The organism is Stenotrophomonas chelatiphaga (assembly GCF_032054965.1).
Classification (GTDB): domain Bacteria; phylum Pseudomonadota; class Gammaproteobacteria; order Xanthomonadales; family Xanthomonadaceae; genus Stenotrophomonas; species Stenotrophomonas chelatiphaga.
Window position 1 is genome coordinate 502,825 of record NZ_DAMBRS010000001.1, and the last position, 22,445, is coordinate 525,269.

The following is a 22,445-nucleotide window of genomic DNA, read 5'->3' on the forward strand; positions in this document are numbered from 1 at the left end:
CGGGTCCTCAGCCCTGCCCGGGCCGGCGGATGCGCGCCAGGCGGGCAACCAGCTCGGCATGCAACTGCGGATACTGGTCATCGCTGAAGGCGGCGGCCATCGGCGAACCGGCCAGCTGCCGCGCTTCGTCGGCGCGTGCGGCATCCAGCGCATCGCTGCGCGCGGCCAGGTCGGCGAGCACGATCACCTCGCCGGGCTGCACTTCGACGTAGCCGCCGGACACATGCAGGTACAGCGGCGCGCCGCCCGGTTCCGGGAACAGGTGGATGAAGCCTTCCACCAGCGGTGCCAGCAGCGGCAAGTGGCCCGCCATGATGCCGAACCGGCCGTCCGCGCCGGGCAGGCTGGCTTCGCGCACCCGTCCTTCCCAGCACAGGCCGGCCAGGCTGACCACGCGAAGGGGAAAACCTTCGCGGGCGCCGGAAATGATCGGGGGAACGTCGGCCGGGGTCATGTAGCGGGCCTGGTGGTGGGGCCTCCAGCTTCCTACGTTGCCGCGGCTGCCGCTGTGACGTAGCGCAATTGCCATGTCAAAGGCCTACAAACCTTCCCGTCACGTTGCGTTGCGGTGCACTACGCTCATCATCTGGCTGTATTCATGGCCGCCGCGACGAGGCGGGGCTACCTCTGGAGGCGATGTGTGACGGTAACGAACGTGGACAATGGCGGGCTGGCGGGCAAGCGGGTGCTGGTCGCCGAAGACGAATACAACATCGCCATGTTCCTGGTGGAATATCTGCAGATGAAGGACGTCGACGTGGTCGGTCCTGCCGGCAACCTGAAGGCGCTCGATGCATTGGTGGACGCGCATGCCATCGACGGTGCGCTGCTGGACATCAACCTGGGCGGTGAGCTGGTGTATCCGCTAGCGGACCGCCTGCTTGAACGTAACATTCCCTTCGTATTGACCTCCGGCTACGACGACAACGTGCCCGAGCGTTTCGCCGATGCACCGCGCTGTGGCAAGCCGTACCGGCTGGAGGCGCTGACCCAGGCGCTGGAGCAGGCATTACAGGCGCGCAGCGTGCCTGGCAGCGGCTGAGGTGACCATGGCCAGTCGACTGGACCCGCGCAGCGCATCGCAGGGCCGCCTGGCCGGCGCTGCCGGTGCACTGGCGGCCTGCGCGCGGGCCGGCATGGCCGAACGCATCCGCGGTCACGACTGGTCGGCCTCCTCGCTGGGGGGCATGGGCAGCTGGCCCCCGCACCTGCGTGCCAGCGTGGACCTGATGGCCGCCCATGGCTTCCCGATGATCCTGCTGTGGGGTCCGGAGCTGCTGCAGATCTACAACGACGGCTATGCCGAAGTGATGGCCGACAAACATCCGGCCGGGCTGGGCCAGCCAACGGCCGAGTGCTGGCCCGAAGTCTGGCACATCAACGAACCGCTCTACGCCAAGGTATGGCAGGGCCAGACACTTACCTTCTCGGACAAATGCTATCCCCTGCAGCGGCACGGTCGCCTGCAGGACGTCTGGTTCACCATCACCTACAGTCCGGTGCGTGACTGCGATGGTGCGATCGAAGGCGTACTGGTCACCATGTTCGACACCAGTGCCGAGCACGTCGCGCGGGTGGCGCGCGAGCGTACGGAGCGGGAGTTGCGACGCACCAACGCCTCGCTGCAGGCCAACGAGGAACGTTTCCGCCAGTTCGCTGCCGCCTCTTCCGATGCGTTGTGGATCCGCAACGCCGACACCCTGGAAACCGAGCTGCTGAGCAGCGCGTTCGACGGGGTGTACGGGCTGTCGCCGGGGCAGGCGTCCGGCGCGCTTCGCTGCTGGGCCGCCCGGGTGGTTCCCGATGATCGCCAGGCTGCGATCGACAGCGTGGCAAGCGTGCGCGACGGCACCCCGCGGGTGCACGAATTCCGCGTGCAGCGCGAGGACGACAGTCAGTTCCGCTGGGTGCGCGACACCGTGTTCCCGTTGTTCGACCAGGAGGGACGGGTAAGCCGCATCGCTGGCATCGCGCGCGATGTCACCGACGAACGGCGCTGGGCCGAGCACCAGTCCGTGCTGGTGGCCGAGCTGCAGCACCGGGTGCGCAACATCATGGCCACCATCGGCTCGATCACGCTGCGCACGCGCGAATCGGCGACCAGCGTGGAGGACTATGCACAACGCTTGTCCGGCCGGGTGATGTCACTGGCGCGCACGCAGGCGCTGCTGACCCGCGCCGGCAATGTCGGCATCGACCTGCGCGGCCTGCTGAACGACGAACTGTCCTCCACGGCTTACGGCGAAGGCCGGTTCCTGCTGCACGGTCCCGCGGTCACGGTGCCCCCGAAGGCGGCCGAGGTGATGTCGCTGGCGATCCATGAGCTGGCCACCAACGCGCTGCGGCATGGCGCCCTGCGCGACCCGGACGGCAGGCTGGACGTGAGCTGGGAGGTGCGAGAGGACGCACAGATGCAGCGCTGGGTAGACCTGCGCTGGGTCGAAACCCACGCCACCCGGCCTGGCTGGCAACCGCCCGCGCGCCGCGGGTTTGGGACGTCGCTGGTCGAAGACCGCATTCCCTACGAACTTGAAGGCGAGGGCCACCTGCAGGTCGCCGCCGATGGCACCGAGGCCTGCATTTCCTTCCCGCTGCGGCACCGTGACAGCATCCTGCAGACCGATGCCCCGCAGGGCACGGCGATCGGTGGCGGCTCTGTCGACCTGGGGGATGCCGGGCTGCTCGCCGGCCATCGGGTGCTGGTGGTGGAAGATGACTTCTACCTGGCCCATGACACCGCGACCGCACTGCGCAGCGCCGGTGCGCTGGTGCAGGGGCCGTGTTCGACCGTGCAGGCTGCGCTGCAACAGCTGGACGGCGGTGCGGTGGATGCGGCGATCATCGACATCAACCTCGGCAACGGGGCGCGGTCCGGGATCATCGTCGCGCTGCAACGTGCCGGGCTGCCGTTCGTGGTGGTCACCGGCTACGACGAAGGCGCGGTGCCGGTCGATGGTGGCCGCTTCGTGCGGCTGCAGAAGCCGGCCACGCCGGCCGGTATTGCGCGCGCGCTCGCCCAGCTGGTGCAGGCCGGCACGGGCTGACTGCCGCCGGGATTGTGTATGCGCGAAACCTGAAAGCCATTCGACCTGTGCTTTGTTTCAATTGCCCTGCGCCGCCGATACGGGGCGCGCCCGGATCCAGTCGTTGGCAACGGGTTATGGCTGTACGAAGCAAGGAGGAGGCGTTGCGGACGCGGGTTCGAGTCCCGCCAGCTCCACCACCTGGGTATTGGGGGGCCAATGGCCAGGTGAAGGGGCTGTACTGGTTTCGACGTGGCGAGCAATCGGCGTGGACAGCCCGGGAGGCGACCGACGTTATCGGCGCAAAAACCATAATCGCCAATCATGTCGATTATCATCAGGCCCTCAAAGCGGCCTGATCCACGCAAGCGCACGTGGTCATCGAACGCGCGGCACCCCGCCGGCAACGGCGGGGTGTTTTCGTTGGAGCGCTTGGCTCAGGCCGGGCGCGCAGTCTCCACACTGTCGGCAGGCTGCAACGAAGGCACGCTGGCATCGACCGTCACCGGGGTCGTGCCGCGCAGCAGGGCGCGGGCTTCCTGGTCACTGGCCACTGCCGGCGGCGACCCCCGCAGCGGCAGGCCGGCGGTCTCGCGTACGAACAGCATCGTGACCAGCCCGATCACCGCCGCGCCCATCAGGTAATACGCCGGCACCATCGGGTCGCCGCTGCGTTCCACCAGCCACGCGGTCACCAGCGGGGTGGTGCCGCCGAACAGCGAGACCGATACGTTGAAGGCGATCGACAGAGCGCTGTAGCGTACCGGCGTGTAGAACAGCGCAGGCAGCGTGGAAGGCATGGAACTGGTGAAACAGACCAGCGCGATGCCCAGCAGCATCAGTCCCAGGAAGATCAGCCCGTCCTCGCCGCTGCGCACCAGCAGCAGGCAGGGGATGGCCAACAGCAGCAGCGCGATGCAGGCGCCGATGATCATCGGGCGGCGGCCGAGTCGATCACTGAACAGCCCGCCGACGATGTTGAGCGGCATCATCACCAGCATCACGATGATGATCAACAGCAGGCCCTTGCTTTCGGCATAGCCCAGGGTGACGGTGAGATAGCTGGGCATGTAGGTCAGCAGCATGTAGTCGGTGACGTTGAACACCAGCACCAGGCCCATGCAGATGAGCAGCTGGCGCCCGTGCACGCGCAGCAGTTCGCCCAGCCCCGGCCGCTCATGGTCGCGCTTGGCCGCTTCTTCGGCATACGCGCGGAACGCCGGCGTTTCCTCCAGCCGCATGCGCATGTACAGGCCGAGCAGGCCCAGCGGACCTGCGACCAGGAATGGAATCCGCCAGCCCCAGTCGAGCATCTGCGCGCCACTCAGCAGCAGGTGCAGCGTGGTGACCGTGGCCGCACCGGCGATGTAACCACCGAGCGTGCCGAACTCCAGCCAGCTGCCCATCAGGCCGCGGTTGCGATCGGTGGCGTACTCGGCGATGAACGTCGCCGCGCCGCCGTACTCACCGCCGGTGGAAAATCCCTGCACCAGCCGCGCCAGCAGCAACAGCACCGGCGCCCAGATGCCGATGCGCTCATAGGAGGGAATCAGGCCGATGGAGAAGGTGCCCAGCGCCATCAGGATCATGGTGAACGCCAGTACTTTCTGCCGGCCGTAACGATCACCCAATGGACCGAACACCAGTCCCCCGAGCGGGCGCACCAGGAAGGCGACGGTGAAGGTGGCGAAGGTGGCGATCAGCTGCGCGGTGGGATTGCTGGCGGGGAAGAACACCTGGCCCAGGGTCACCGCAAGGTAGCCATAGACGCCGAAGTCGAACCATTCCATGGCATTGCCCAGCGCAGCGGCGCCCACCGCGCGGCGCAGCATGGGTTTGTCGACGACGGTGATTTCTTCGACGTCCATCTGGCGGCGGCGTTTGAACCAGCCGAAATGGGGATGTGCAGAGGAGGGATCCTGCATCGTTTTTCTCCTGTGGAAAAGCAACAGCAACAGCAACGGCGGGCCGGCGGCCAGGGGCCGCAGCAGACATGGGGTGAACGGACGGACTGGCTGGAATCAACACAGCGCAGCACCCGCAGGTGCACGGCAACGCGCACCGCGTGGAACGGCAGGCCCGGGGGCTGCAATCAACGAGGGGGTCTTCAAGCATACGGCCCGTCAGCGGGCCACGCTTTGCGGAGTGGGGCGGTGCAGCGTGCCGTGCTGGGCCGGGGCGCGCGCTGATGCTAGCCTGCACTGCCCTGCAACGCAGCTGCGCCCATGGATTACCGGCTTTTCCTGTTCGATCTGGATGACACCCTGCTGGATTTCCGCGCCTCCGAACGTCTCTCGTTCGCGCGTACGCTGTCCAGCCTCGGTATCGAACAGCCCGTGGAGCCGCTGTATGCCACCTACCAGCAGTGCAACCGCGCGCTGTGGGAGGCGCTGGAGCAGGGAAGGGTGGACAAGGATTTCCTCAAGGTCGAGCGCTTCCGCCGGCTGTTCGCCGCGCACCCCATCGACGCCGATCCAGTACGCGCCGGGCAGGTGTACCTGGAATGGTTGCCGCAGACGGTGGTACTGGTGGACGGAGCACGGGCCGCCTGCGAGGTGCTGGCCGCGCACGGCGAGATCGGCATCATCACCAACGGCATCGAACAGGTCCAGTCCCGGCGCATCGCGGTATCCGGGCTTGGCGACCTGATCCGCTTCGTCGCCACGTCCGAGGCCTGCGGCCATGCCAAGCCCGATGTGCGTTTCTTCGCTTACGCCACCGCCATGGCCAGCGCCTTCGAACCGCACCGCACGATCATCATCGGCGACCGGCTGGAAGCGGACATCCTGGGTGCCAACCGTTACGGAATAGACAGCTGCTGGTTCAATCCAGCTGGTTCACCCCGGCACGGTGAGGCGATCCCGACCTGCGAAATCAGCAGGCTGGATGCGTTGCCCGCAGTGCTCGGCCTTGCCTAGGCTGCGATTTGCGGCGCGTGCGCGATCAATTGTTGGAAAAGGTGCACGGCATGCACACGCCGGTGTTGCAGGATGCTTACATCGCTGCCTCTACGGTGGTGACTCACGCCGTAGGCAACCCGCAGAGGAACCACCATGACCGAGCACACTCCCATTCCCGAAGGCACCCTGATCGTCGTCGCCGACGGCGGCTCGGCCCGCGTCTTCACCAACGTCGGCAGCAAGACCGAGCTGAAGCTCAAGCAGCAGGATGAACTGGTCCTGCGCGATGTCAGCGAAGCCGGCGTGTCCGGGCAGGGGCCTTCCGGTGCGGTGCCCAAGGACATGAGCATTTCCCAGCTCAACGAAGCGACCTTCGCCAAGCAGTTGGCCGAGCAGTTGAACGATGATGCGCTGAACAACCGCTACGCCCATCTGGTGCTGGTGGCCGATCCGCAGACGCTCGGCCGGATCCGCCCGCAGCTGCACAAGGAAGTCCAGTCGCGCCTGGTGCGTGACCTGGCCAAGGATTTCACCAATGCACCGCTGGAAGACATCCAGCGCGCGCTGGCCTGAGCCATGGCAACGCCTGCAGGAACGCCGCAACCGGAGCCGCTGCGATCGGCTGTCGATGCCAGCGAAGGCTGGCTGCTGCTTGAATTCGGTGCGACGTGGTGCGGTCACTGCCAGGCCGCCAAGCCGACGGTGCAGGCGTTCGTGCAGGGCCATGCGCTGGACCACCTGTGGGTGGAGGACGGCAAGGGGCGCCCGTTGGGGCGCTCGTTTGCGGTGAAATTGTGGCCGACGTTGATCCTGCTGCGTGACGGGCAGGAGCTGGCGCGGGTGGTGCGACCGTTGCGGGAGCAGGACCTTGCGCCGCTGCAGAATGCGATGACCGTCTAGCAACAACGCAATGCAGCATGAACGGCGCGCGCGCCGATGCTAGGATCGGCTTCCCTGAATCGATCTAAATGCCGCCCATGCCAAACCGAGCGAAGCGTCGATGGATACTCCTGGCTGCCGCCATGCTGCTGGGCCCGACGGCGGCAGCGGCCGGTGCCGCCAGCGTGGGTGAGCGCGCATTCGCCGCCGTTGATCCGTTCATTGGCACGGCAGGCGAGGGGCATACCTATCCGGGCGCGACGGTCCCGTTCGGGATGGTGCAGCTGAGCCCGGATACGCGCATCCAACCGCGTGAAAAGGCCTATGACTGGGCCGCGGGTTACCGCCACGACGACACCAGCATCGTGGGTTTCTCGCATACCCATTTTTCCGGCTCTGGCCATTCCGACCTCGGCGACGTGCTGTTGATGCCCTATACCGGCGAGCCCGGGCTCGAACGCGGCGATCCGGACAAACCGCGTAGTGGATATGCCTCGCGCTTCAGTCACAAGGACGAGCGCGCCGAACCGGGCTATTACGCCGTGAGCCTGGACGACTACCGCGTGCGGGCCGAGCTGACCGCGAGCGAGCGGGTCGGCGTGCACCGCTATCGTTTCCCGGCCGGGGAGCAGGCCAAGGTGCTGCTCGACCTGCGCACCAGCCTGTACGACTATCCGGGCAAGATCCTGTGGTCGCGCCTGCGCGTGCATGCCGATGGCACGGTGACCGGTTTCCGCGAGACGCGTGGCTGGGCGCCGGGGCGCCAGTTGTATTTCGCGATGCGTTTCTCGCGCCCGGTCACCGGCCATGCGCTGCACAACACCGAAACCGACATCGCCTACAAGGGCTTCCCGCCACCGGGGCACGGCTCGCCGCTGCAGCGCGCGCAGGTGGAGGGCCGCCAGCTGGTGGCGACCTTCGATTTCGGCAAGCTAGACGGCCCGCTGGTGGCCAAGGTAGCCATTTCTTCGGTCAGCGAGGCAGGTGCCATCGCCAACCTGGAGGCCGAGGTGCCGGCCTTCGACTTCGACCGCGTGCGTGCCGATGCGAAGAAGAAGTGGATGGACGCGCTTGCGGTGGTGGACATCCAGGCGCCGTTGGCTGACCGTCGCAGCGCCTACACCGCGCTGTACCACTCGCTGCTCGGTCCGACCCTGTCGATGGACGTGGATGGGCAGTACCGTGGTCCGGACAACGCGGTGCACCGTGCCGAAGGATTCCGCCACCATTCCACGTTCTCGCTGTGGGATACCTACCGCGCCCTGCATCCGCTGCTGACCCTGGTGCAGCCGCAGCAGCGCAACAGTGATTTCATCAATTCGCTGATCGCCCACCAGGCGCACAGCCCCTACGGCATGCTGCCGGTGTGGTCGTTCCACGGCCAGGAAACCTGGTGCATGATCGGGTACCACGCCGTGCCGGTGATCGCCGATGCCTACCTGAAGGGCATCCGCGGCTTCGATGCCGACAAGGCGCTGGAGGCGATGGTCGCCACCGCCAATTACGGCCCCTACGATGGCATCGCGCAGTACCGCGAGCTGGGCTGGGTGCCGATCGACGAGGAAGGCGAGGCCGCCAGCAAGACGCTGGAATATGCCTTCGACGACTGGACCATCGCGCGCATGGCGCAGGCGATGGGGCGCACGGAGGTCGCCGCCGAGTTCGGCAAGCGCGCGGGCAACTGGCGGAATGCATTCGACAAGGAAACCGGCTTCATGCGCGCGCGCAAGCGTGACGGCAGTTTCCGCACCCCGTTCGATCCATCGGCCAGCGGGTATGGCACCGACTACACCGAAGGCAACGCCTGGCAGTATTCGTGGTACGTGCCGCAGGACGTGCAGGGCCTGGCCGATGCGCACGGTGGCAGCGATGCCCTGCTGCAGCGGCTGGACCAGGTGTTCGAGGCCAAGGTCGACCCGGCCGTGTTCGAACACATGGAAGACATCACCGGGCTGATCGGCTGGTACGCGCACGGCAACGAACCCAGCCACCACGTGGCCTACCTGTACGCCCATGCCGGCCAGCCGTGGCGCACCCAGGCGCGGCTGAAGCAGATCATGGACACACAGTACGCCGATCGTCCCGATGGCCTGGCCGGCAATGATGACCTCGGCCAGATGTCAGCCTGGTATCTGTTCACCGCGCTGGGCTTCTATCCGGTGGCACCGGGCAGTGGCGAGTACATCATCGGGCGGCCGTTCCTGCCCAAGGCCACGTTGAACCTGCCCAATGGCAAGGTCTTCACCATCCTCACCGAGGGCTTGAGCGCTGGCCACGGCTACATCGCGTCGGCCACGCTCAACGGCAAGCCGCTGCAGCGTGCCTTCCTGCGCCATGACGAGATCGTCGCCGGTGGCGAGCTGCGATTCGTGATGCAGGCCAAGCCGAACACCGCATGGCCCGGGGAAGACGCCGAGAGGCCGTACTCGATGTCCGGCGCGCAGCAGCAGTAACCGGCGCCGACACCGGCGCACCTGCCCATGGCGGCGAGCCCTGCTTGCCGCCATGATCAGTGGACCCGGAACCCGCAGGTGGCACGATGCCGATGGTCTTATCGCTGATGATGCTGGGCGTCACGCTCACGCACGCACCGGGCGCGGCCGTCGCCGCAGCGTCGAAGGTCCCATCCGATGCCGAGGCGCGGACCGCGATACGCGCCGAGCTGCGGCGCATTCCCGGCGGTGACATCGAACACGATTTCCGTCCCTTGCAGGTCCACGTAGCGGACCTCGATGGCGACGGTATCGCCGAGATCATCCACGTTTACAGTTCCACCTATACCGGCGGAACGTTTGAACAATCCAACGAGCTGGTGGTGATGACCGCGCTCTCCGAAGATGATCGCCGCGGTCAGGTGGCGCATCCGGGTGCGAACGCCATCGATGACAGCGACATGGCAGCGATACGCGCAGCCGGCTATGCCACCGATGCCGAGGAACACGTGCCGGGTCGGCTGGACGCGCTGCAGGTGGTTGGTGGAACGATCATCGTGCGCTTCACCGCTGCGGCGGGCTCCACGTTCTGCTTCGAAGAAGACCGGGCGCGTGCGAAGCTGGAGGACTGCCCGACGCCTGGGCCGCATGTGTGGCGGTTCGCTTGGCGCCCGGGGCAGTTGCAACGCATCCGCTGAGCCCTGCCTCTGTTTTTTATCAACGCCGCGCAGCTGGCGACCACCGGAACGTGTCAGACGGTCAGCCGTTCGGGCGGTGGGGGTGCACGGGGGCGTTGAGCGCCATGGATGGCACGAAACGAGGCCCGCAGGATGCGGCTCCTGCCGTCCCCCGTGCAGCCCCACCGCCCGGGCGGCCCCGCACAGCGTCCAGGACGTCCAGCGGTCCAGGAATCAGGGATCCAGCAGTCCCAGGGAACGCGCATGCGCCAGGTCGTGTGGGGTGTCGATGTCCAGTTCCAGCCCGTCGGCCGGCAACAGCAGCAGCGCATCGTCGGCGAGCGCGCGCAGCCGCGCGCGGAAGCCGGCATTCGACGCGGATTGCGGCAGCTGCGTGAACCAGTGACCGGGTACCACCGCGGGCACGCCGGCGAGCCCCTGCAGGCGGGTGGCCGCGCAACCGGAGCGTGACCGGCGTGCGCCATCCAGCAGCCGCTGCAGATGCGCAGCTGACAGCGCCGGCTGGTCCGACATCAGCACCAGCACCTGCGCATGGTCGGCTACCTGCCCTGCAGCAACCTGCAAGCTGCTGGCGAGGCCATCGGCCGCGTTCTCGTTGATGACGGTCACGTGCGACAGGTCCTGCAACTCTGCCTGGTACGCGGTCGGGTCGCTGCCCAGTACCACGACCAGCACCGCGGGGCGGGTCTCCAGCGCGATGCGCGCCGCACGGTGCAGCAGGGTTTCGCCGTCGCGGCGCAGCAGTTGCTTGGGCTGGCCCAGCCGCGTGCTGCTGCCGGCGGCGAGCAGCACCACGGCATGTCCGCCGCGCCCGCTCATGCAGACGCCATCACACCGTGACGCCACGACTGCAGCTGCGCGGCAATGCTCAACGCGATCGCGTCAGGGCCGCGTCCACCGAGAGCCAGCCCGACCGGCGAATGCAGGCGTGGCTGCAACGCGAGCCGGGCCGTGTCGGGCAGCAACGAGAACAGGTCATCACGGCGCCGGGTCGGGCCCAGCAGCCCGATGAACGCCACGGGGCAGGGGGCCAGCGCCTCCAGCGCCTGCAGGTCGAGTTCGAAATTGTGATGCATCACCAGCACGACATCGGGCGCGACGGAGGTGTCGGCCAGCGCGGCCGGGGCCGCCAGTGCCTCTACGTCCACGTGGCTGCGCTCGCGCCACGCAGCGCGCGGGTCAACCCCACGCACCTGCCAGCCGAGGCCGCGCAGCATGGGCCACAGCGCGGTTACTTCCGGTCCCGCACCCAGCAGCAGGACGCGCGGTGGCGGCATCCAGCGCAGCGACCAAAGACCCTGCGGCGCAGCAAATGCACAGGGATCGGGGGACAGCAGCTGATCCACCACCTGACCGGCGCAGGCCATGCGCACGCCGCCGCCGACATCCACGTCCAGCTGCAGCGGGCCGTGGCCGCGCAGCCAGGCCTGGAGCACCTCCGCGCACCCGGTCAGCGCGGACAGCGGCAACAGCAGCAGGCGCTGGCAGCCGCGGCAGCCGACCGCGTTGCCGGAAAACAGCGCGGAATCATCGCGGGTATCGATCTCCATCCAACCGATGCGGCCAGCATCGGCGCAGTCCCGCGCCACGCGTTCGATCTCCGGCTCAAGGCAGCCGCCACTGAGCCAACCGACCTGGGTGTGTTCGCCGAACAGCACCATGGTGCCGGCCCGCGCATAGGTCGACCCTTCCGTCTCCAGCACCACCGCCAGCGTGACCGGCTGGCCAGCGCCGCACGCGGCGGCCGCCGCCTCCACGACCCGGGTCATCCCGGCATCGTGCACGTCCACCACGGGGATCGCAGGCAACCGGGTCATGCGATGTCCGGCAGCCCACCGAGCAGCTTGTCCAGCGTGATCGGATAGCTGCGCACGCGCACGCCGGTCGCGTTGTAGATCGCGTTGGCCACCGCGGCACTGACACCGCACAGGCCCAGCTCACCCACGCCCTTGGCCTTCATCGGCGAAGAGATCGCATCGGCTTCATCCAGGAACACGACCTCCTGGTGCGGCACATCGGCATGCACGGGAACTTCGTATCCGGCCAGGTCATGGTTGACGAAGAAGCCCAGGCGGGTATCGACGGCCAGCTCTTCGGACAGTGCCGCGCCGATGCCCATCGTCATCGCGCCGATCACCTGGCTGCGCGCGGTCTTGGGATTGAGGATGCGGCCTGCGGCACAGACGGCGAGCATGCGGCGGATGCGGCTTTCGCCGGTGGCCACGTCCACGCCGACTTCCACGAAGTGTGCAGCGAAGGTGGACTGCTGGTACTTCTCTTCCAGTGTGGAGAACTCGATGCTGTCTTCGGCCACCAGTTCGCCATCGGCGGCGGCCTTGCCCAGCGCCGCCGAGCGGTTGCCATCGCGGACCTTGCCATCGGCGAAGGTGGCGGTGCCGGCGTCGTAGCCGAGCTTGCCGGCAATGGCTGCGCGCAGCTTGGTGCAGGCCGCGAACACGCCGGCGGTGGCGCTGTTGGCGCCCCACTGGCCGCCCGAGCCGGCCGAGGCCGGGAAGCTGGAATCCCCCAGCTTCACCGTGACCTGGTCCAGCGTCACGCCGAGCATTTCCGCGGCGGTCTGGCCCAGGATGGTGTAGCTGCCGGTGCCGATGTCGGTCATGTCGGTCTCAACGGTGACATGGCCCTTGCCATCCAGCCGCACGCGCGCACCGGACTTCATCACCAGGTTGTTGCGGAAGCCGGCTGCCACGCCCATGCCGACCAGCCAGCGGCCATCACGACGCTGCGCCGGCAGGGCCGAGCGCTTGTCCCAGCCGAAGCGCTGCGCACCGTCCTGCAGGCACTGCACCAGCTGCCGTTGCGAGAACGGCCGTTCGGGGTTGGAGGGATCCACCTGGGTGTCGTTGCGGATGCGGAACTCGACCGGGTCCAGCTTGAGCTTCTCGGCCATCTCGTCCATGGCGATTTCCAGCGCCATCAGGCCCGGTGCCTCGCCCGGTGCGCGCATGGCGTTGCCTTCCGGCAGGTCCACGGTGTGCAGGCGCAGGCCGGCCAGACGGTTGGCGCCGGCATACAGCAGCTTGGTCTGCTGCACGGCTTCTTCCGGCGAACCACCGCTCAGGTTGCCCGACCACGATTCGTGGCCGATCGCGGTGAGCGTGCCTTCGGCCGTGGCACCCAGCCGGATGCGCTGCACGGTGGCAGGCCGATGGGTGGTGTTGTTGGCGATCAACGGGCGTTGCAGCGCCAGCTTGACCGGTCGCTTGGCCGCACGCGCGCCAAGCGCCGCCAGCACCACGTCGGAACGGATGAACAACTTGCCGCCGAAGCCGCCGCCGATGTACGGCGACACCAGGCGCACCTTGTCCTCCGGCAGGCCGAGCGTGGTCGCCAGGTCCTTCTTTCCCCACGCGATCATCTGGTTGGAGGTCCACACGGTCAGCTGGTCGCCGTCCCAGGCGGCCAGCGAGGCGTGCGGTTCCATCATCGCGTGCGACTGGTCCGGGGTGTGGTATGTGGCGTCCAGCGTGACCGGTGCATCCCCGTAGGCCTTTTCAAAGTTGCCCACGCGCGCATCCGGGTCGGTGTCCTGCAACGGGTTGCCGGCCTTCTTCGCAGCGTCCAGGTCAAACACCCCTTTGGTCGGGGCATAGCGGATCCGCACCAAGTCTGCGGCGGCGCGTGCCTGTTCGAAGGTTTCGGCCACCACCAGTGCCAGGGCCTGGTGGTAGTGGTCCACCTTCGGGCCTCCCAGCAACGGGGCGGTATTGCGGTCGCCCTTGTGCAGGGTGCCGGCGTTGTCGGCGGTGACGATGGCCAGCACGCCGGGCGAGGCACGTGCGGCGTCGAGCTCCATTGCGGTGACCCGGCCCTTGGCGATGCCGGCGCCGACCACGTAGCCATAGGCTGGCGATGCAGCCACGTCGTGCCACTCATACGCGTAACGGGCGTGTCCGGTGGTCTTCTGCGGGCCGTCGATGCGGTCCAATGGTTTGCCGACCACCTTCATCTGGTCGATGGGATTGGTGCCTGCGGGGGTATCGAATTTCATGGATCAGCTCCTCGCCTGCATCAGGACCGAGGCCAGCGTGCGTTCGGCAAGCTGTACCTTGAACTGGTTTTCTGGACTGGGCGTGGCGCCCTGCAGCAGGTTTCCCACCACCGCGCGCGCGCCCTGCGGCAGCAGTGCGTCGGCCGCATCGCTGCGCCACGGCTTGTAGGCTACCCCGCCCAGCGCCACGCGGCCGCTGCCATCGGCCTGCAGCACGGCCGCGACCGACACCAGCGCGAACGCGTAGGACGCACGGTCGCGGACCTTGCGGTAGATATGCGTGCCGCCCAGCGGCGCAGGCAGGGTGACGGCGGCGATCAGCTCGCCCTTGTCCAGCACGCTGTCGATGTGTGGCGTCTTGCCGGGCGCGCGGTAGAAATCGTCCAGCGCGATGCGGCGCGTGCTGCCATCGGCGCGCACGGTCTCCACCGTTGCATCCAGCAGCATCATCGCCACGGCCATGTCGCTGGGATGCGTGGCGATGCACGCTGGGCTGGTGCCGATCACCGCCAGTTGCCGACTGACGCCGCCGATGGCCGCGCAGCCACTGCCGGGCAGCCGCTTGTTGCAGGGCTGGGCGGTGTCATAGAAATACGGGCAGCGGGTGCGCTGCAGCAGATTGCCGGCGGTGGTGGCCTTGTTGCGCAGCTGTCCGGACGCGCCGGCCACCAGCGCACGGGTCAGCAGGGCGTAGTCGCGGCGGATACGGCTGTCGGCGGCCAGGTCGGTGTTGCGCACCAGCGCGCCGATGCGCACGCCACCGTCGTCGGTGGCCCCGATGGTATCCAGCTTGAGCCCGTTGACGTCGATCAGGTGGCTGGGGATCTCGATCTCCAGCTTCATCAGGTCCAGCAGGTTGGTGCCACCGGCGATGAAGCGGGCACCCTGGGTGCGTGCAGCAGCCGCGGCTGCCTCGGCCGGGGTGCGTGCGCGTTCGTAGGTGAAGGCTCTCATGCGCGCTGGCCCCCCACGTCTTCGATGGCTTCGATGATGTTGGAGTAGGCACCGCAACGGCACAGGTTGCCGCTCATGCGCTCGCGTATTTCCTCGGCGCTTGCCTCGCTGCGTGCGCCGAGGTCGGCGGTGACGTGGCTGGGAATGCCGTCCTTGATTTCCTTCAGTACCGCAACGGCCGAGCAGATCTGCCCCGGCGTGCAGTAGCCGCACTGGTAACCATCATGTTTGACGAAGGCGGCCTGCATCGGGTGCAGGTCATCGGGGGATCCCAGGCCTTCGATGGTGGTGATCTCGGCGCCCTCGTGCATCACCGCCAGGCTCAGGCAGGCATTGATGCGGCGGCCGTCGACGATCACCGTGCAGGCGCCGCACTGGCCGTGGTCACAGCCCTTCTTGGTGCCGGTCAGGTGCAGATGCTCGCGCAGGGCGTCGAGCAGGGTCACCCGGGTATCCAGCTTCAGCGCGCGCGCCTTGCCGTTGACCTTGAAGGCGACGTCGGCGGTGACCGGGGCGCGCGCGGGGGATCCGATACCGGGCACGTCAGCCATGGCGGCAGGTGCGACCAGCACCGATGCCGAGCCCGCGCCGAGCTTCAGCAGGGTGCGCCGGCTGAGCGCGAATTCGGGAGGGGTATTCATGCAAGGCAGTTCCTCTGTGGCTGATGCAGGCGTGGCTGAGGGGACTGCGGCGCTGCGTGGGGGACACCGCGCCGGCGTGTGCAGCATGGCCTGCAGCCGGTAATCATGAAGTGAACCGGTCATCGGCGTGACCGTCGGGCTCGTGGATCGGGCAGCCGTTGAAGCCGCTGCGGAAGGTGCGCGAGGCCTGCATCACCACGCGGCGGGCGCGATTGATGCTGCCCAGCGGCCGATGCGCGGCGAGTGTGTGCCAGGGCGCGAAGGCGAGCTTGTCTTCAGCCTGCGGTGACGCCGAAGGATCCCATGCCGCCTGCTGGCCAACGATGAGGTGCGCCACCGTCTGCCACGGACTCAGTTCCTCGGGCCAGGCTACCGACGCGTCTTCCAGCGGCATCTGCTCGAGGTCGCGGCACAGCTGCACGCGCAGGGCCCATACCGCAGGTTCCTGCAGGGCAGCGAAGAAGGCGACGACCGCCTCGCGCTGGGTGTCATCGGTGGACGCCAGGGCTTGCCCATGCAGCGCCTGCAGTGCGGGGGAGACGGGGGCCAGCGAGAACTTCGCCATGAAAGGACCGTAGAGGTACGGGACCTGGCTGAAGTAGGTTTCACCCAGTGGGTGCCGCTGCGGCTCGCCGCCCATTCCCTTCAGCGTACTGCTTTCGCCACCGACGCTTTCCAGCGCGGCCTCTGCGGTGCGCAGGGTCGCGGAGATCACCTTCTTGGTGCGCGGCATGCGTTCGGTGGTCGCCGCGAGCAGCTTGGACGAGCGCAGGAAGCCGGCCACGCCGGGTGTGCTGAAGGCCGGTCCATTGACCATCAGGAAATCCTGGGTGTGCTGCTCCTCGTCGCCGGGCAGGCGCTGGCCTTCGACATCGAGCACCTTCAGCGCGATCGCGCGCGGGGTGGATACGCTGTCCGGAAGCTGCTCGGCCGGCGGTGATGACAGCCGCACCAGTGCGTCGTGGCGTCCCGGCCTGGCGAACAGCCCGTGGGCCAGCTCGGACGGCAGGCCTTCGAAGATCTGCAGTTCGGCCTTCAGAAGGCCCTGGCCCTTGGCATGTACGGCGCGGTGCGCATGGCCTTCGGCTTCGGCGACGGTCTGCGACATGCGGGTGAACACATCGGTCAACGCTGCGATGTGGGCGGCTTCGTCGGCCTCGGGTTGTTCGTAGGCGGGATCGAAGCGGAGAGGGGGAAGCGTAGCGGTCATGGGGCGTCCTGCATCTGCTGTGGAAGGGCTGTCGATGGATGGCGTTCCAGCCTCCAGTGTGCTCCACGCGTGGTGCAGGTCGCGTGCCGGTACGCCCACCCCGGCTTCACATGCGCGCCGCTGCGGCCCGGTCAGGGCGTCGGTGACAGCGCGGGGCGCGCTGCCCAGGCGCGCAGCAGCGGCAGGGGATCGTAGGCACCGTCCGCACCGTAGATGCCCCAGTGCAGGTGCGGCGGGGTGCCCTTGGCATTGCCGGTATCGCCGACGTAGCCCAGCAGCGTGCCTGCATCGACCACCTCGCCGCGCTCCAGTCCCTCGCGCCAGTCGTCCAGGTGGGCGTAGTAATAGCGCTCCATTGCCGGCCCCTGGATCCACACCTGGCGCCCACCCAGTCCACTCTCGCGGACGTCCGTCACGATGCCGCGGGTGGCGCTGCGCACGGCGGTGCCGCGTGCGGCGAAGATGTCCACGCCGGCGTGCGTGCGGTCGGCGCCGCGCGGGGCACCGAAGGTGTCGGCGACCTGGCGTGCGCGGACGCCGTCGACCGGGACCGGCAGCGCGGTGGGTGCGGGCAGTCGCGATATTTCCCACATTGCGCGGGGTACGGCGGCCCAGCGGCTGTTCCAGAACGCACCGCCGGCGACGATCAGCACGGCGATCCACAGCACGCGCAGCAGCCAGCGGCGGAGTTGTCGGGCCCGCGAGGGCCTTGCAGGTGCAGCAGCGGGATCAGGCAAAGGGCGCAGCCGGTCTGGGCAGGGGGCCCCAGCATGGCAGCGCCGGTATCAACGGCGCGTCGCCGTCGGCAGGTAACTCAGCCCTGCAGCCACTGCGTGCAGCCGGTGGACGCCGCGCGCGACGGCGCGGCACCGGCCACGGTTGGACAGTGCTGCTGCATGCGCTCGCGCAGCCGGGCCAGGGTTGGCGCGCCGGCATGTTCGCTGCTCCACGCCTGCAACTGGCTGCCGAGGCGTTCGAAGCGCTGCCGGGTACGCTGGTGGTAGCCGGCCGGCTGCTGGTCCAGTTCGGCGATGACCCGGGTTGCCGCCGCCTCGATGGCGGCCGTGTCATCCGGCGCCAGCCGCAGCAGGCCCTCTACGTACAGCACGCCCCACTGCACCCGCGTGGCAGGACCCTGCGCGCCCTCGTACGCTTTGCGCAGCCAGTCCACGGCGGCGGTCCGGTCACCGCGCGCTTCGGCCAGCTCGGCCAGTTCGGGCATGTAGTAGTAGGGCGTCTGGCTGCGCTTGAGCTCGGCCAGCAACAGCGCTTCTGCAGCGGCGTCGTCGCCGGCCTGGCGCAGCGCATGGGCGGCGGTACCCAGGGTGGCCTGGCGCTCGTGCGCGCTGGTTGCTGCGGCATCGGCCGCCTGCACCCGTTCGCGCACGCGGGCGGTCAAGCCGGCGGGCAGTTCGCCTTGCGGTTGCTGCAGGCGGGCAAGGGCGATTTCGGTGATGGCGCGCGACAGGGCATCGTCCGGCCGATTGCCGCGTGCGGCATCGGCGCGCTGCAGGGCCGCCAGCAGTTGCCGGCCCAGCGCATCGGTGGACGCCGGCCCGGTGCTGGCCTGCTTGACCAGCGCTGCGCCCCGGTAGCCAAGCAGATCGCGGTTGCGGCGCACTTCGTCCGGCTGCGCCAGCACCACCTGCAGCAGTTCACGCACCCGGGTAGCCGGTGCCTGGGCGTCGTCGGTGCTGGCCAGTGCCAGCAGGGCAAAACGCCGCTGCAGCGCTGGCTGCGGCGCAGCAGCAGCCAGTTCGCCGAGCAGGCTGGCGCTGTCCTGCCTGCCGCTCAGGCGGCTGGCGTCGACCTCCCAACCGTAGTCACCCAGGACCTGCCAGTCGTCAGCGCTCAGCTTTCCGGGTTCGGCCAGCGCCAGCTTCAAGGTGTCGGCCACCGCGCTGCGTCGACCGGCCGCAACGGTGAGCACGCGGGTCAGTTCGGCGCTGTCATTGCCGCCGGCCACGCGGGTCAGTTCGTTCTGCTGGGGATCGAGCACGATCAGGGTCGGGTAGCCGCGCACGCCGAAGCGTTCGCCCCAGGCCTGGGCGCCTTCCTCGTCACCGTCCAGGTAGACCGGCACATAGCGCTCGGTGAGCGCGATGAAGGCAGGATCCTTGAACAGGCCCGCCTTGAGCTGGTTGCACGGCGGACACCAGACCGCGCCCCAGTACAGCAGCACCGGCTTGCCACTTTCCTTGGCTTCGGCAAAGGCATCGTCGACATCGCCATGGCGCCACGCGATCTGCGCAGGTTCGGCCTGGGCTGCTCCCTGGGCAGCAGGCGCCTCGGTGGTAGGCGGAGAGGGCGTGCAGGCAGCCAGCAGGCCGACGATGCAGGCGACGTGGACAGCAGGGATCAGGCGCATCGAAGGAATCCGCAGTGGGGGAGGAGGGGCACGCGACGGCATTGCGCATTCTAGGAATCACGCTGGCGGCATGCGCGGCGTCGCTGATGCCCGCTGCTCATGTGCACACATCCGGCAGCGATATGCGGTGTACGGCAGGCCCGTGCGGCGGGCGTACGTAGCGGCTGGGCGTGCATCGCACGGTGACGATTGTCACGAAAGCACCGATCGCCTTCATCGCCAGCGGCCAGTTGCAGATAACCACTGCGTATTTCCCGGTTCGGCGTCGGGCAGGGTTAATGAATGGGCACCACCTTTTCCTCCCCCGACGTGTGTTCCCTTCAATGACTCCTGCTCGTACTTCATTGCGCCGGCATGGCCTGGCGCTGGCGATCGTTCTCGCCACCACTTCCCCTCTGTTGCACGCACAGTCCACTACCGGCGCGATCAGCGGCCAAGCGCCCGCGTCCAGCGCGCGCATCATCGTGCGCAGCGATACCGGCCTGGCCCGCGAAGTGGCCGTCGATGCGCGCGGCCGCTACAGCGCGTCGCAGCTTCCGCTGGGCCGCTACACGGTGGAGGCGCGCGATGCCGATGGCAACGTGCTGCAGACCCGCCAGGACATCGCGCTGACCGTGGGCGCGAGCACCGACGTCTCCTTCGCCGCGGTGACCAGCCTGTCCGGCGTGCAGGTGAGCGCAGATCGCGCCGCCGCCTCGATCGATGTCAGCAGCGTGGATTCGCGCACCGTGGTCACCGCCGAACAACTGCAGCGGCTGCCGCTGGGACGCTCGGCCGAAGCCATCGCGCAGCTGGCGCCTGGGGTGGTGGCCAACAGTGGCAACGGGACCTATGCCGGACCGACCGGCGCCCAGCTGGTCAGCTTCGGCGGCTCTTCCGCGGCAGAGAACGCGTATTACATCAATGGCTTCAACACCACCGATCCGCTGCGCGGGCTGGGCGGCCTGACCTTGCCCTACGGCAGCATCGACCAGCAGGAAATCTATACCGGCGGTTACAGCGCCAAGTATGGCCGCAGCGATGGCGGGGTGATCAACGCCGTCGGCAAGCGCGGTACCAACCAATGGCGTTTTGGTGGCCAGCTGACCTGGGAACCGGCCGCCACGCGCGCAGACAAGGACGATGTCTACTACCCTGCCAACGGCGCGCTGTACGCTCCGGAAAGCCAGGACCGCCAGTGGGTCACCACCAGGAGCCTGTATGCCGGCGGTCCGCTGCTGGAAGACCGGCTGTTCTTCTTCGGCTCGTATGAGCTGGAGCAGCGCGAAGGAACCGACGTCAAGAACGTGGAGTCGACCAATTCCTACTCGCGCTACGAATATGACCGCCCGCGCTGGTACGCCAAGCTGGACTGGAACATCACTGACAACCACCTGCTGGAGTTGACCGGCGCCTCCACCCGCAATGTGTTCCGCGGCGACAGCTTCGCCTACGACTACGACACGCTGAGCCGCGGCGCACGGCGTGGCGCCGAAGACACCACCAAGACCGGCGGCAGCCTGTGGACGGCCAAGTACACCGGCTACCTGACCGACAACCTCACCGTCAGCGCGCAGTACGGCAAGCTGCGTTCGGACGACTACGTCGGCAACCCGGCCTACGATGGCAGCCTGGTGTACCTGTCCACGCCGAACCTGCAGAATCCTGCGCTCAACGGCGGCAGCCCGATCACCAACGCGCAGACCACGTCTTTGCTGGTGGATCCGGACCGCGGCAACCGCAGCGACAACCTGCGCCTGGACGCGAACTACGTCTGGGGCGACCACAGCATCACCGTGGGCATCGACAACCAGAACGCACGGGCGCTGAACCGCGGCTCGGTCGGCTCGGCCGACGGGTATTACTGGATCTACGGCCAGTCCAACCCGGACCTGCCGATCAATACCGGCCTGGGCGTGCCGGCCACCGGCGGCTTCGTCAATGGCCAGGACGGCTATTACGTGCGCCGTTATGACTACAGCGCACTGGCCTCGGTGCGCTCGGCGCAGCGGGCGCAGTACATCGAAGACAACTGGCAGGTCACCGACAACCTGCTGCTCAACCTCGGCCTGCGCCTGGACCAGTTCACCAACTTCAACCGCGATGGCGATGCGTACATCAAGCAGACCAGCGGCCAGTGGGCGCCACGACTGGGCTTCAGCTGGGACGTGGGCGGTGATGGCCGCTTCAAGGTGTACGGCAACGTGGGGCGTTACTACCTGGCGTTGCCGTTGAACCCGGCATTCAACGCAGCCGGGGCCACCCTGGCCACGTCGACCTATTACACCTATGGTGGCATCGATGCCAATGGCTACCCCACCGGGCTGACGCCGTTCTCCGCGGCGGTATCGTCCAACAACAACTACGGCCTGCTGCCGGACCCGAAGACGGTGGCGACCTCCGGCATCGAACCGTCCTACCAGGATGAGTTCATCATTGGCTTCAACAAAGCGTGGGGGCAGGACTGGGTGTACGGCGCGAAGGCGACCTACCGGGTGCTGCGCAGTGGCGTGGATGATTACTGCGACATCGACGCGGTGCTGTCCAAGGCCGGTGAACTGGGGTACGACGTGACCCGCGACAGCAATCCGGTCAGCTGCTGGTTGATCAACCCCGGCCGCGCCAACACTTTCAACCTGGTCGACACCGCCGGCAATTACGTGAGCGTGCCGCTGAGCAATGCAGAGATGGGCTTCCCGCGCTTCAAGCGCAATTACTACGCGGTGAACCTGTCACTGGAGCATCCGTTCGACGGCCGCTGGTACGCACGTGCCGACTACAACTGGTCGCGCAGTTACGGCACCACCGAAGGGCAGCTGCTGTCCGGCATCGGCCAGACCGCGGTCTCCACCACCCAGGCCTGGGACTATGCCCAGCTTATGGAGCACACCAACGGGCCGCAGAGCAACGATGCCACGCACCAGTTCAAGCTGCATGGCTACTACCAGATCACCCCGCAGTGGCTGGTATCGGCCAACCTGAGCGTGATCTCCGGGACGCCGTTCAGTGCGTTGGGCTCCTATGGCCCGGACTTCAGCGATCCCTCCGGCTATGGCACCGCCTACCACTTCTACAATGGCCAGCCGGCGCCCCCGGGCAGCCAGGGCCGGTTGCCGTGGCGTCGCCAGCTGGACCTGGGCGTGTCCTACCGGCCGGCGTTGGCCGACGGGCGGTTGGGGTTCAACCTGGATGTGTTCAACGTGTTCGACAGCCAGGCGGCGCTGTGGCGCTCGCCGTACTCGGAACTGGATCCGGGCCAGCCGGACCCGCTGTACGGCGCGGCCACCGTGCGCCAGGCACCGCGTTCGCTGCGCGTCAGCGTGAGTTACGACTACTGATCGGGGCAGGG

General features: G+C 67.8%; 18 protein-coding genes. 8 read left to right on the forward strand and 10 right to left on the reverse strand.

Features of this window, described 5'->3' with window-relative positions; all coding sequences use genetic code 11:
* Positions 1 to 7: 7 nt before the first annotated feature.
* Positions 8 to 454: an ATP synthase F1 subunit epsilon gene (gene atpC, locus RTX79_RS02575; RefSeq protein ID WP_312681583.1), complete on the reverse strand. Its 447-nt coding sequence runs from the start codon at positions 452 to 454 to the stop codon at positions 8 to 10.
* Positions 455 to 640: 186 nt separating this feature from the next.
* Between atpC and RTX79_RS02580 the strand changes: the two genes are divergently transcribed.
* Together RTX79_RS02580 and RTX79_RS02585 are read left to right on the forward strand one after the other, a co-directional pair.
* Entirely contained in the window at positions 641 to 1,042 is a 402-nt protein-coding gene (locus tag RTX79_RS02580; protein ID WP_312681584.1) for a response regulator, read from the forward strand.
* 7 nt (positions 1,043 to 1,049) lie between these two features.
* Positions 1,050 to 3,044 carry an HWE histidine kinase domain-containing protein gene (locus tag RTX79_RS02585; RefSeq protein ID WP_312681585.1) on the forward strand — a complete coding sequence of 665 codons (1,995 nt, stop codon included), beginning with the start codon at positions 1,050 to 1,052 and terminating at the stop codon, positions 3,042 to 3,044.
* Between the two features lie 416 nt (positions 3,045 to 3,460).
* Here the strand turns inward: RTX79_RS02585 and proP are convergent, their stop codons facing one another.
* Positions 3,461 to 4,948 (reverse strand): glycine betaine/L-proline transporter ProP, encoded by a 1,488-nt coding sequence (gene proP / locus RTX79_RS02590; RefSeq protein ID WP_312681586.1) that lies wholly within the window; start codon positions 4,946 to 4,948, stop codon positions 3,461 to 3,463.
* Positions 4,949 to 5,248: 300 nt separating this feature from the next.
* Here proP and RTX79_RS02595 point away from each other — a divergent pair, with 300 nt between their 5' ends.
* The 5 genes from RTX79_RS02595 to RTX79_RS02615 all read left to right on the forward strand — a co-directional run bounded on the left by RTX79_RS02595 (position 5,249) and on the right by RTX79_RS02615 (position 9,932).
* Positions 5,249 to 5,941, forward strand: coding sequence for a YjjG family noncanonical pyrimidine nucleotidase (locus tag RTX79_RS02595; protein ID WP_312681587.1), 693 nt, complete (start codon positions 5,249 to 5,251; stop codon positions 5,939 to 5,941).
* A 135-nt stretch (positions 5,942 to 6,076) separates the two neighbouring features.
* On the forward strand, positions 6,077 to 6,496 hold the full coding sequence (locus RTX79_RS02600) for a host attachment family protein (protein ID WP_057507665.1): 420 nt from the start codon (positions 6,077 to 6,079) through the stop codon (positions 6,494 to 6,496).
* 3 nt (positions 6,497 to 6,499) lie between these two features.
* The gene (locus RTX79_RS02605; protein ID WP_312681590.1) at positions 6,500 to 6,823 is read left to right on the forward strand and encodes a thioredoxin family protein; all 324 of its coding nucleotides are present in this window, start codon (positions 6,500 to 6,502) and stop codon (positions 6,821 to 6,823) included.
* A gap of 77 nt (positions 6,824 to 6,900) precedes the next feature.
* On the forward strand, positions 6,901 to 9,255 hold the full coding sequence (locus RTX79_RS02610; protein WP_312681591.1) for a GH92 family glycosyl hydrolase: 2,355 nt from the start codon (positions 6,901 to 6,903) through the stop codon (positions 9,253 to 9,255).
* A 107-nt stretch (positions 9,256 to 9,362) separates the two neighbouring features.
* Positions 9,363 to 9,932 carry a hypothetical protein gene (locus RTX79_RS02615; protein WP_312681592.1) on the forward strand — a complete coding sequence of 190 codons (570 nt, stop codon included), beginning with the start codon at positions 9,363 to 9,365 and terminating at the stop codon, positions 9,930 to 9,932.
* A gap of 213 nt (positions 9,933 to 10,145) precedes the next feature.
* Here the strand turns inward: RTX79_RS02615 and RTX79_RS02620 are convergent, their stop codons facing one another.
* From RTX79_RS02620 to RTX79_RS02655, 8 genes are all read right to left on the reverse strand, one after another.
* On the reverse strand, positions 10,146 to 10,751 hold the full coding sequence (locus RTX79_RS02620) for a nucleotidyltransferase family protein (RefSeq protein WP_312681593.1): 606 nt from the start codon (positions 10,749 to 10,751) through the stop codon (positions 10,146 to 10,148).
* Positions 10,748 to 11,749: an XdhC family protein gene (locus RTX79_RS02625; protein ID WP_312681595.1), complete on the reverse strand. Its 1,002-nt coding sequence runs from the start codon at positions 11,747 to 11,749 to the stop codon at positions 10,748 to 10,750. The genes RTX79_RS02620 and RTX79_RS02625 overlap by 4 nt, the downstream gene beginning before the upstream one ends.
* The gene (gene paoC / locus RTX79_RS02630) at positions 11,746 to 13,944 is read right to left on the reverse strand and encodes an aldehyde oxidoreductase molybdenum-binding subunit PaoC (protein WP_312681597.1); all 2,199 of its coding nucleotides are present in this window, start codon (positions 13,942 to 13,944) and stop codon (positions 11,746 to 11,748) included. The genes RTX79_RS02625 and paoC overlap by 4 nt, the downstream gene beginning before the upstream one ends.
* Before the next feature lie 3 nt (positions 13,945 to 13,947).
* Complete coding sequence (locus RTX79_RS02635) at positions 13,948 to 14,898, reverse strand: FAD binding domain-containing protein (RefSeq protein ID WP_312681599.1); 951 nt, start codon at positions 14,896 to 14,898, stop codon at positions 13,948 to 13,950.
* Complete coding sequence (gene paoA / locus RTX79_RS02640; protein WP_312681601.1) at positions 14,895 to 15,539, reverse strand: aldehyde dehydrogenase iron-sulfur subunit PaoA; 645 nt, start codon at positions 15,537 to 15,539, stop codon at positions 14,895 to 14,897. Before paoA ends, RTX79_RS02635 begins: the two co-directional genes overlap by 4 nt.
* Positions 15,540 to 15,642: 103 nt before the next feature.
* Entirely contained in the window at positions 15,643 to 16,749 is a 1,107-nt protein-coding gene (locus tag RTX79_RS02645; protein ID WP_312681603.1) for a catalase family protein, read from the reverse strand.
* Positions 16,750 to 16,880: 131 nt separating this feature from the next.
* The gene (locus tag RTX79_RS02650; RefSeq protein WP_309689677.1) at positions 16,881 to 17,495 is read right to left on the reverse strand and encodes a M23 family metallopeptidase; all 615 of its coding nucleotides are present in this window, start codon (positions 17,493 to 17,495) and stop codon (positions 16,881 to 16,883) included.
* A 68-nt stretch (positions 17,496 to 17,563) separates the two neighbouring features.
* Positions 17,564 to 19,117 carry a thioredoxin family protein gene (locus tag RTX79_RS02655; RefSeq protein WP_312681605.1) on the reverse strand — a complete coding sequence of 518 codons (1,554 nt, stop codon included), beginning with the start codon at positions 19,115 to 19,117 and terminating at the stop codon, positions 17,564 to 17,566.
* Positions 19,118 to 19,440: 323 nt separating this feature from the next.
* Between RTX79_RS02655 and RTX79_RS02660 the strand changes: the two genes are divergently transcribed.
* Positions 19,441 to 22,434 (forward strand): TonB-dependent receptor, encoded by a 2,994-nt coding sequence (locus RTX79_RS02660; protein ID WP_312681607.1) that lies wholly within the window; start codon positions 19,441 to 19,443, stop codon positions 22,432 to 22,434.
* Positions 22,435 to 22,445 lie beyond the last annotated feature (11 nt).

Bases quoted from the DNA above. Each gene is read 5' to 3' on its own strand.
- RTX79_RS02660 (WP_312681607.1), top strand. From the start codon at position 19,441: ATGACTCCTGCTCGTACTTCATTGCGCCGGCATGGCCTGGCGCTGGCG.
- RTX79_RS02605 (WP_312681590.1), top strand. From the start codon at position 6,500: ATGGCAACGCCTGCAGGAACGCCGCAACCGGAGCCGCTGCGATCGGCT.
- RTX79_RS02635 (WP_312681599.1), bottom strand. From the start codon at position 14,898: ATGAGAGCCTTCACCTACGAACGCGCACGCACCCCGGCCGAGGCAGCC.
- RTX79_RS02585 (WP_312681585.1), top strand. From the start codon at position 1,050: ATGGCCAGTCGACTGGACCCGCGCAGCGCATCGCAGGGCCGCCTGGCC.
- paoA (WP_312681601.1), bottom strand. From the start codon at position 15,539: ATGAATACCCCTCCCGAATTCGCGCTCAGCCGGCGCACCCTGCTGAAG.
- atpC (WP_312681583.1), bottom strand. From the start codon at position 454: ATGACCCCGGCCGACGTTCCCCCGATCATTTCCGGCGCCCGCGAAGGT.
- paoC (WP_312681597.1), bottom strand. From the start codon at position 13,944: ATGAAATTCGATACCCCCGCAGGCACCAATCCCATCGACCAGATGAAG.
- RTX79_RS02625 (WP_312681595.1), bottom strand. From the start codon at position 11,749: ATGACCCGGTTGCCTGCGATCCCCGTGGTGGACGTGCACGATGCCGGG.
- RTX79_RS02655 (WP_312681605.1), bottom strand. From the start codon at position 19,117: ATGCGCCTGATCCCTGCTGTCCACGTCGCCTGCATCGTCGGCCTGCTG.
- RTX79_RS02620 (WP_312681593.1), bottom strand. From the start codon at position 10,751: ATGAGCGGGCGCGGCGGACATGCCGTGGTGCTGCTCGCCGCCGGCAGC.
- RTX79_RS02600 (WP_057507665.1), top strand. From the start codon at position 6,077: ATGACCGAGCACACTCCCATTCCCGAAGGCACCCTGATCGTCGTCGCC.
- RTX79_RS02610 (WP_312681591.1), top strand. From the start codon at position 6,901: ATGCCAAACCGAGCGAAGCGTCGATGGATACTCCTGGCTGCCGCCATG.
- proP (WP_312681586.1), bottom strand. From the start codon at position 4,948: ATGCAGGATCCCTCCTCTGCACATCCCCATTTCGGCTGGTTCAAACGC.
- RTX79_RS02645 (WP_312681603.1), bottom strand. From the start codon at position 16,749: ATGACCGCTACGCTTCCCCCTCTCCGCTTCGATCCCGCCTACGAACAA.
- RTX79_RS02615 (WP_312681592.1), top strand. From the start codon at position 9,363: ATGATGCTGGGCGTCACGCTCACGCACGCACCGGGCGCGGCCGTCGCC.
- RTX79_RS02595 (WP_312681587.1), top strand. From the start codon at position 5,249: ATGGATTACCGGCTTTTCCTGTTCGATCTGGATGACACCCTGCTGGAT.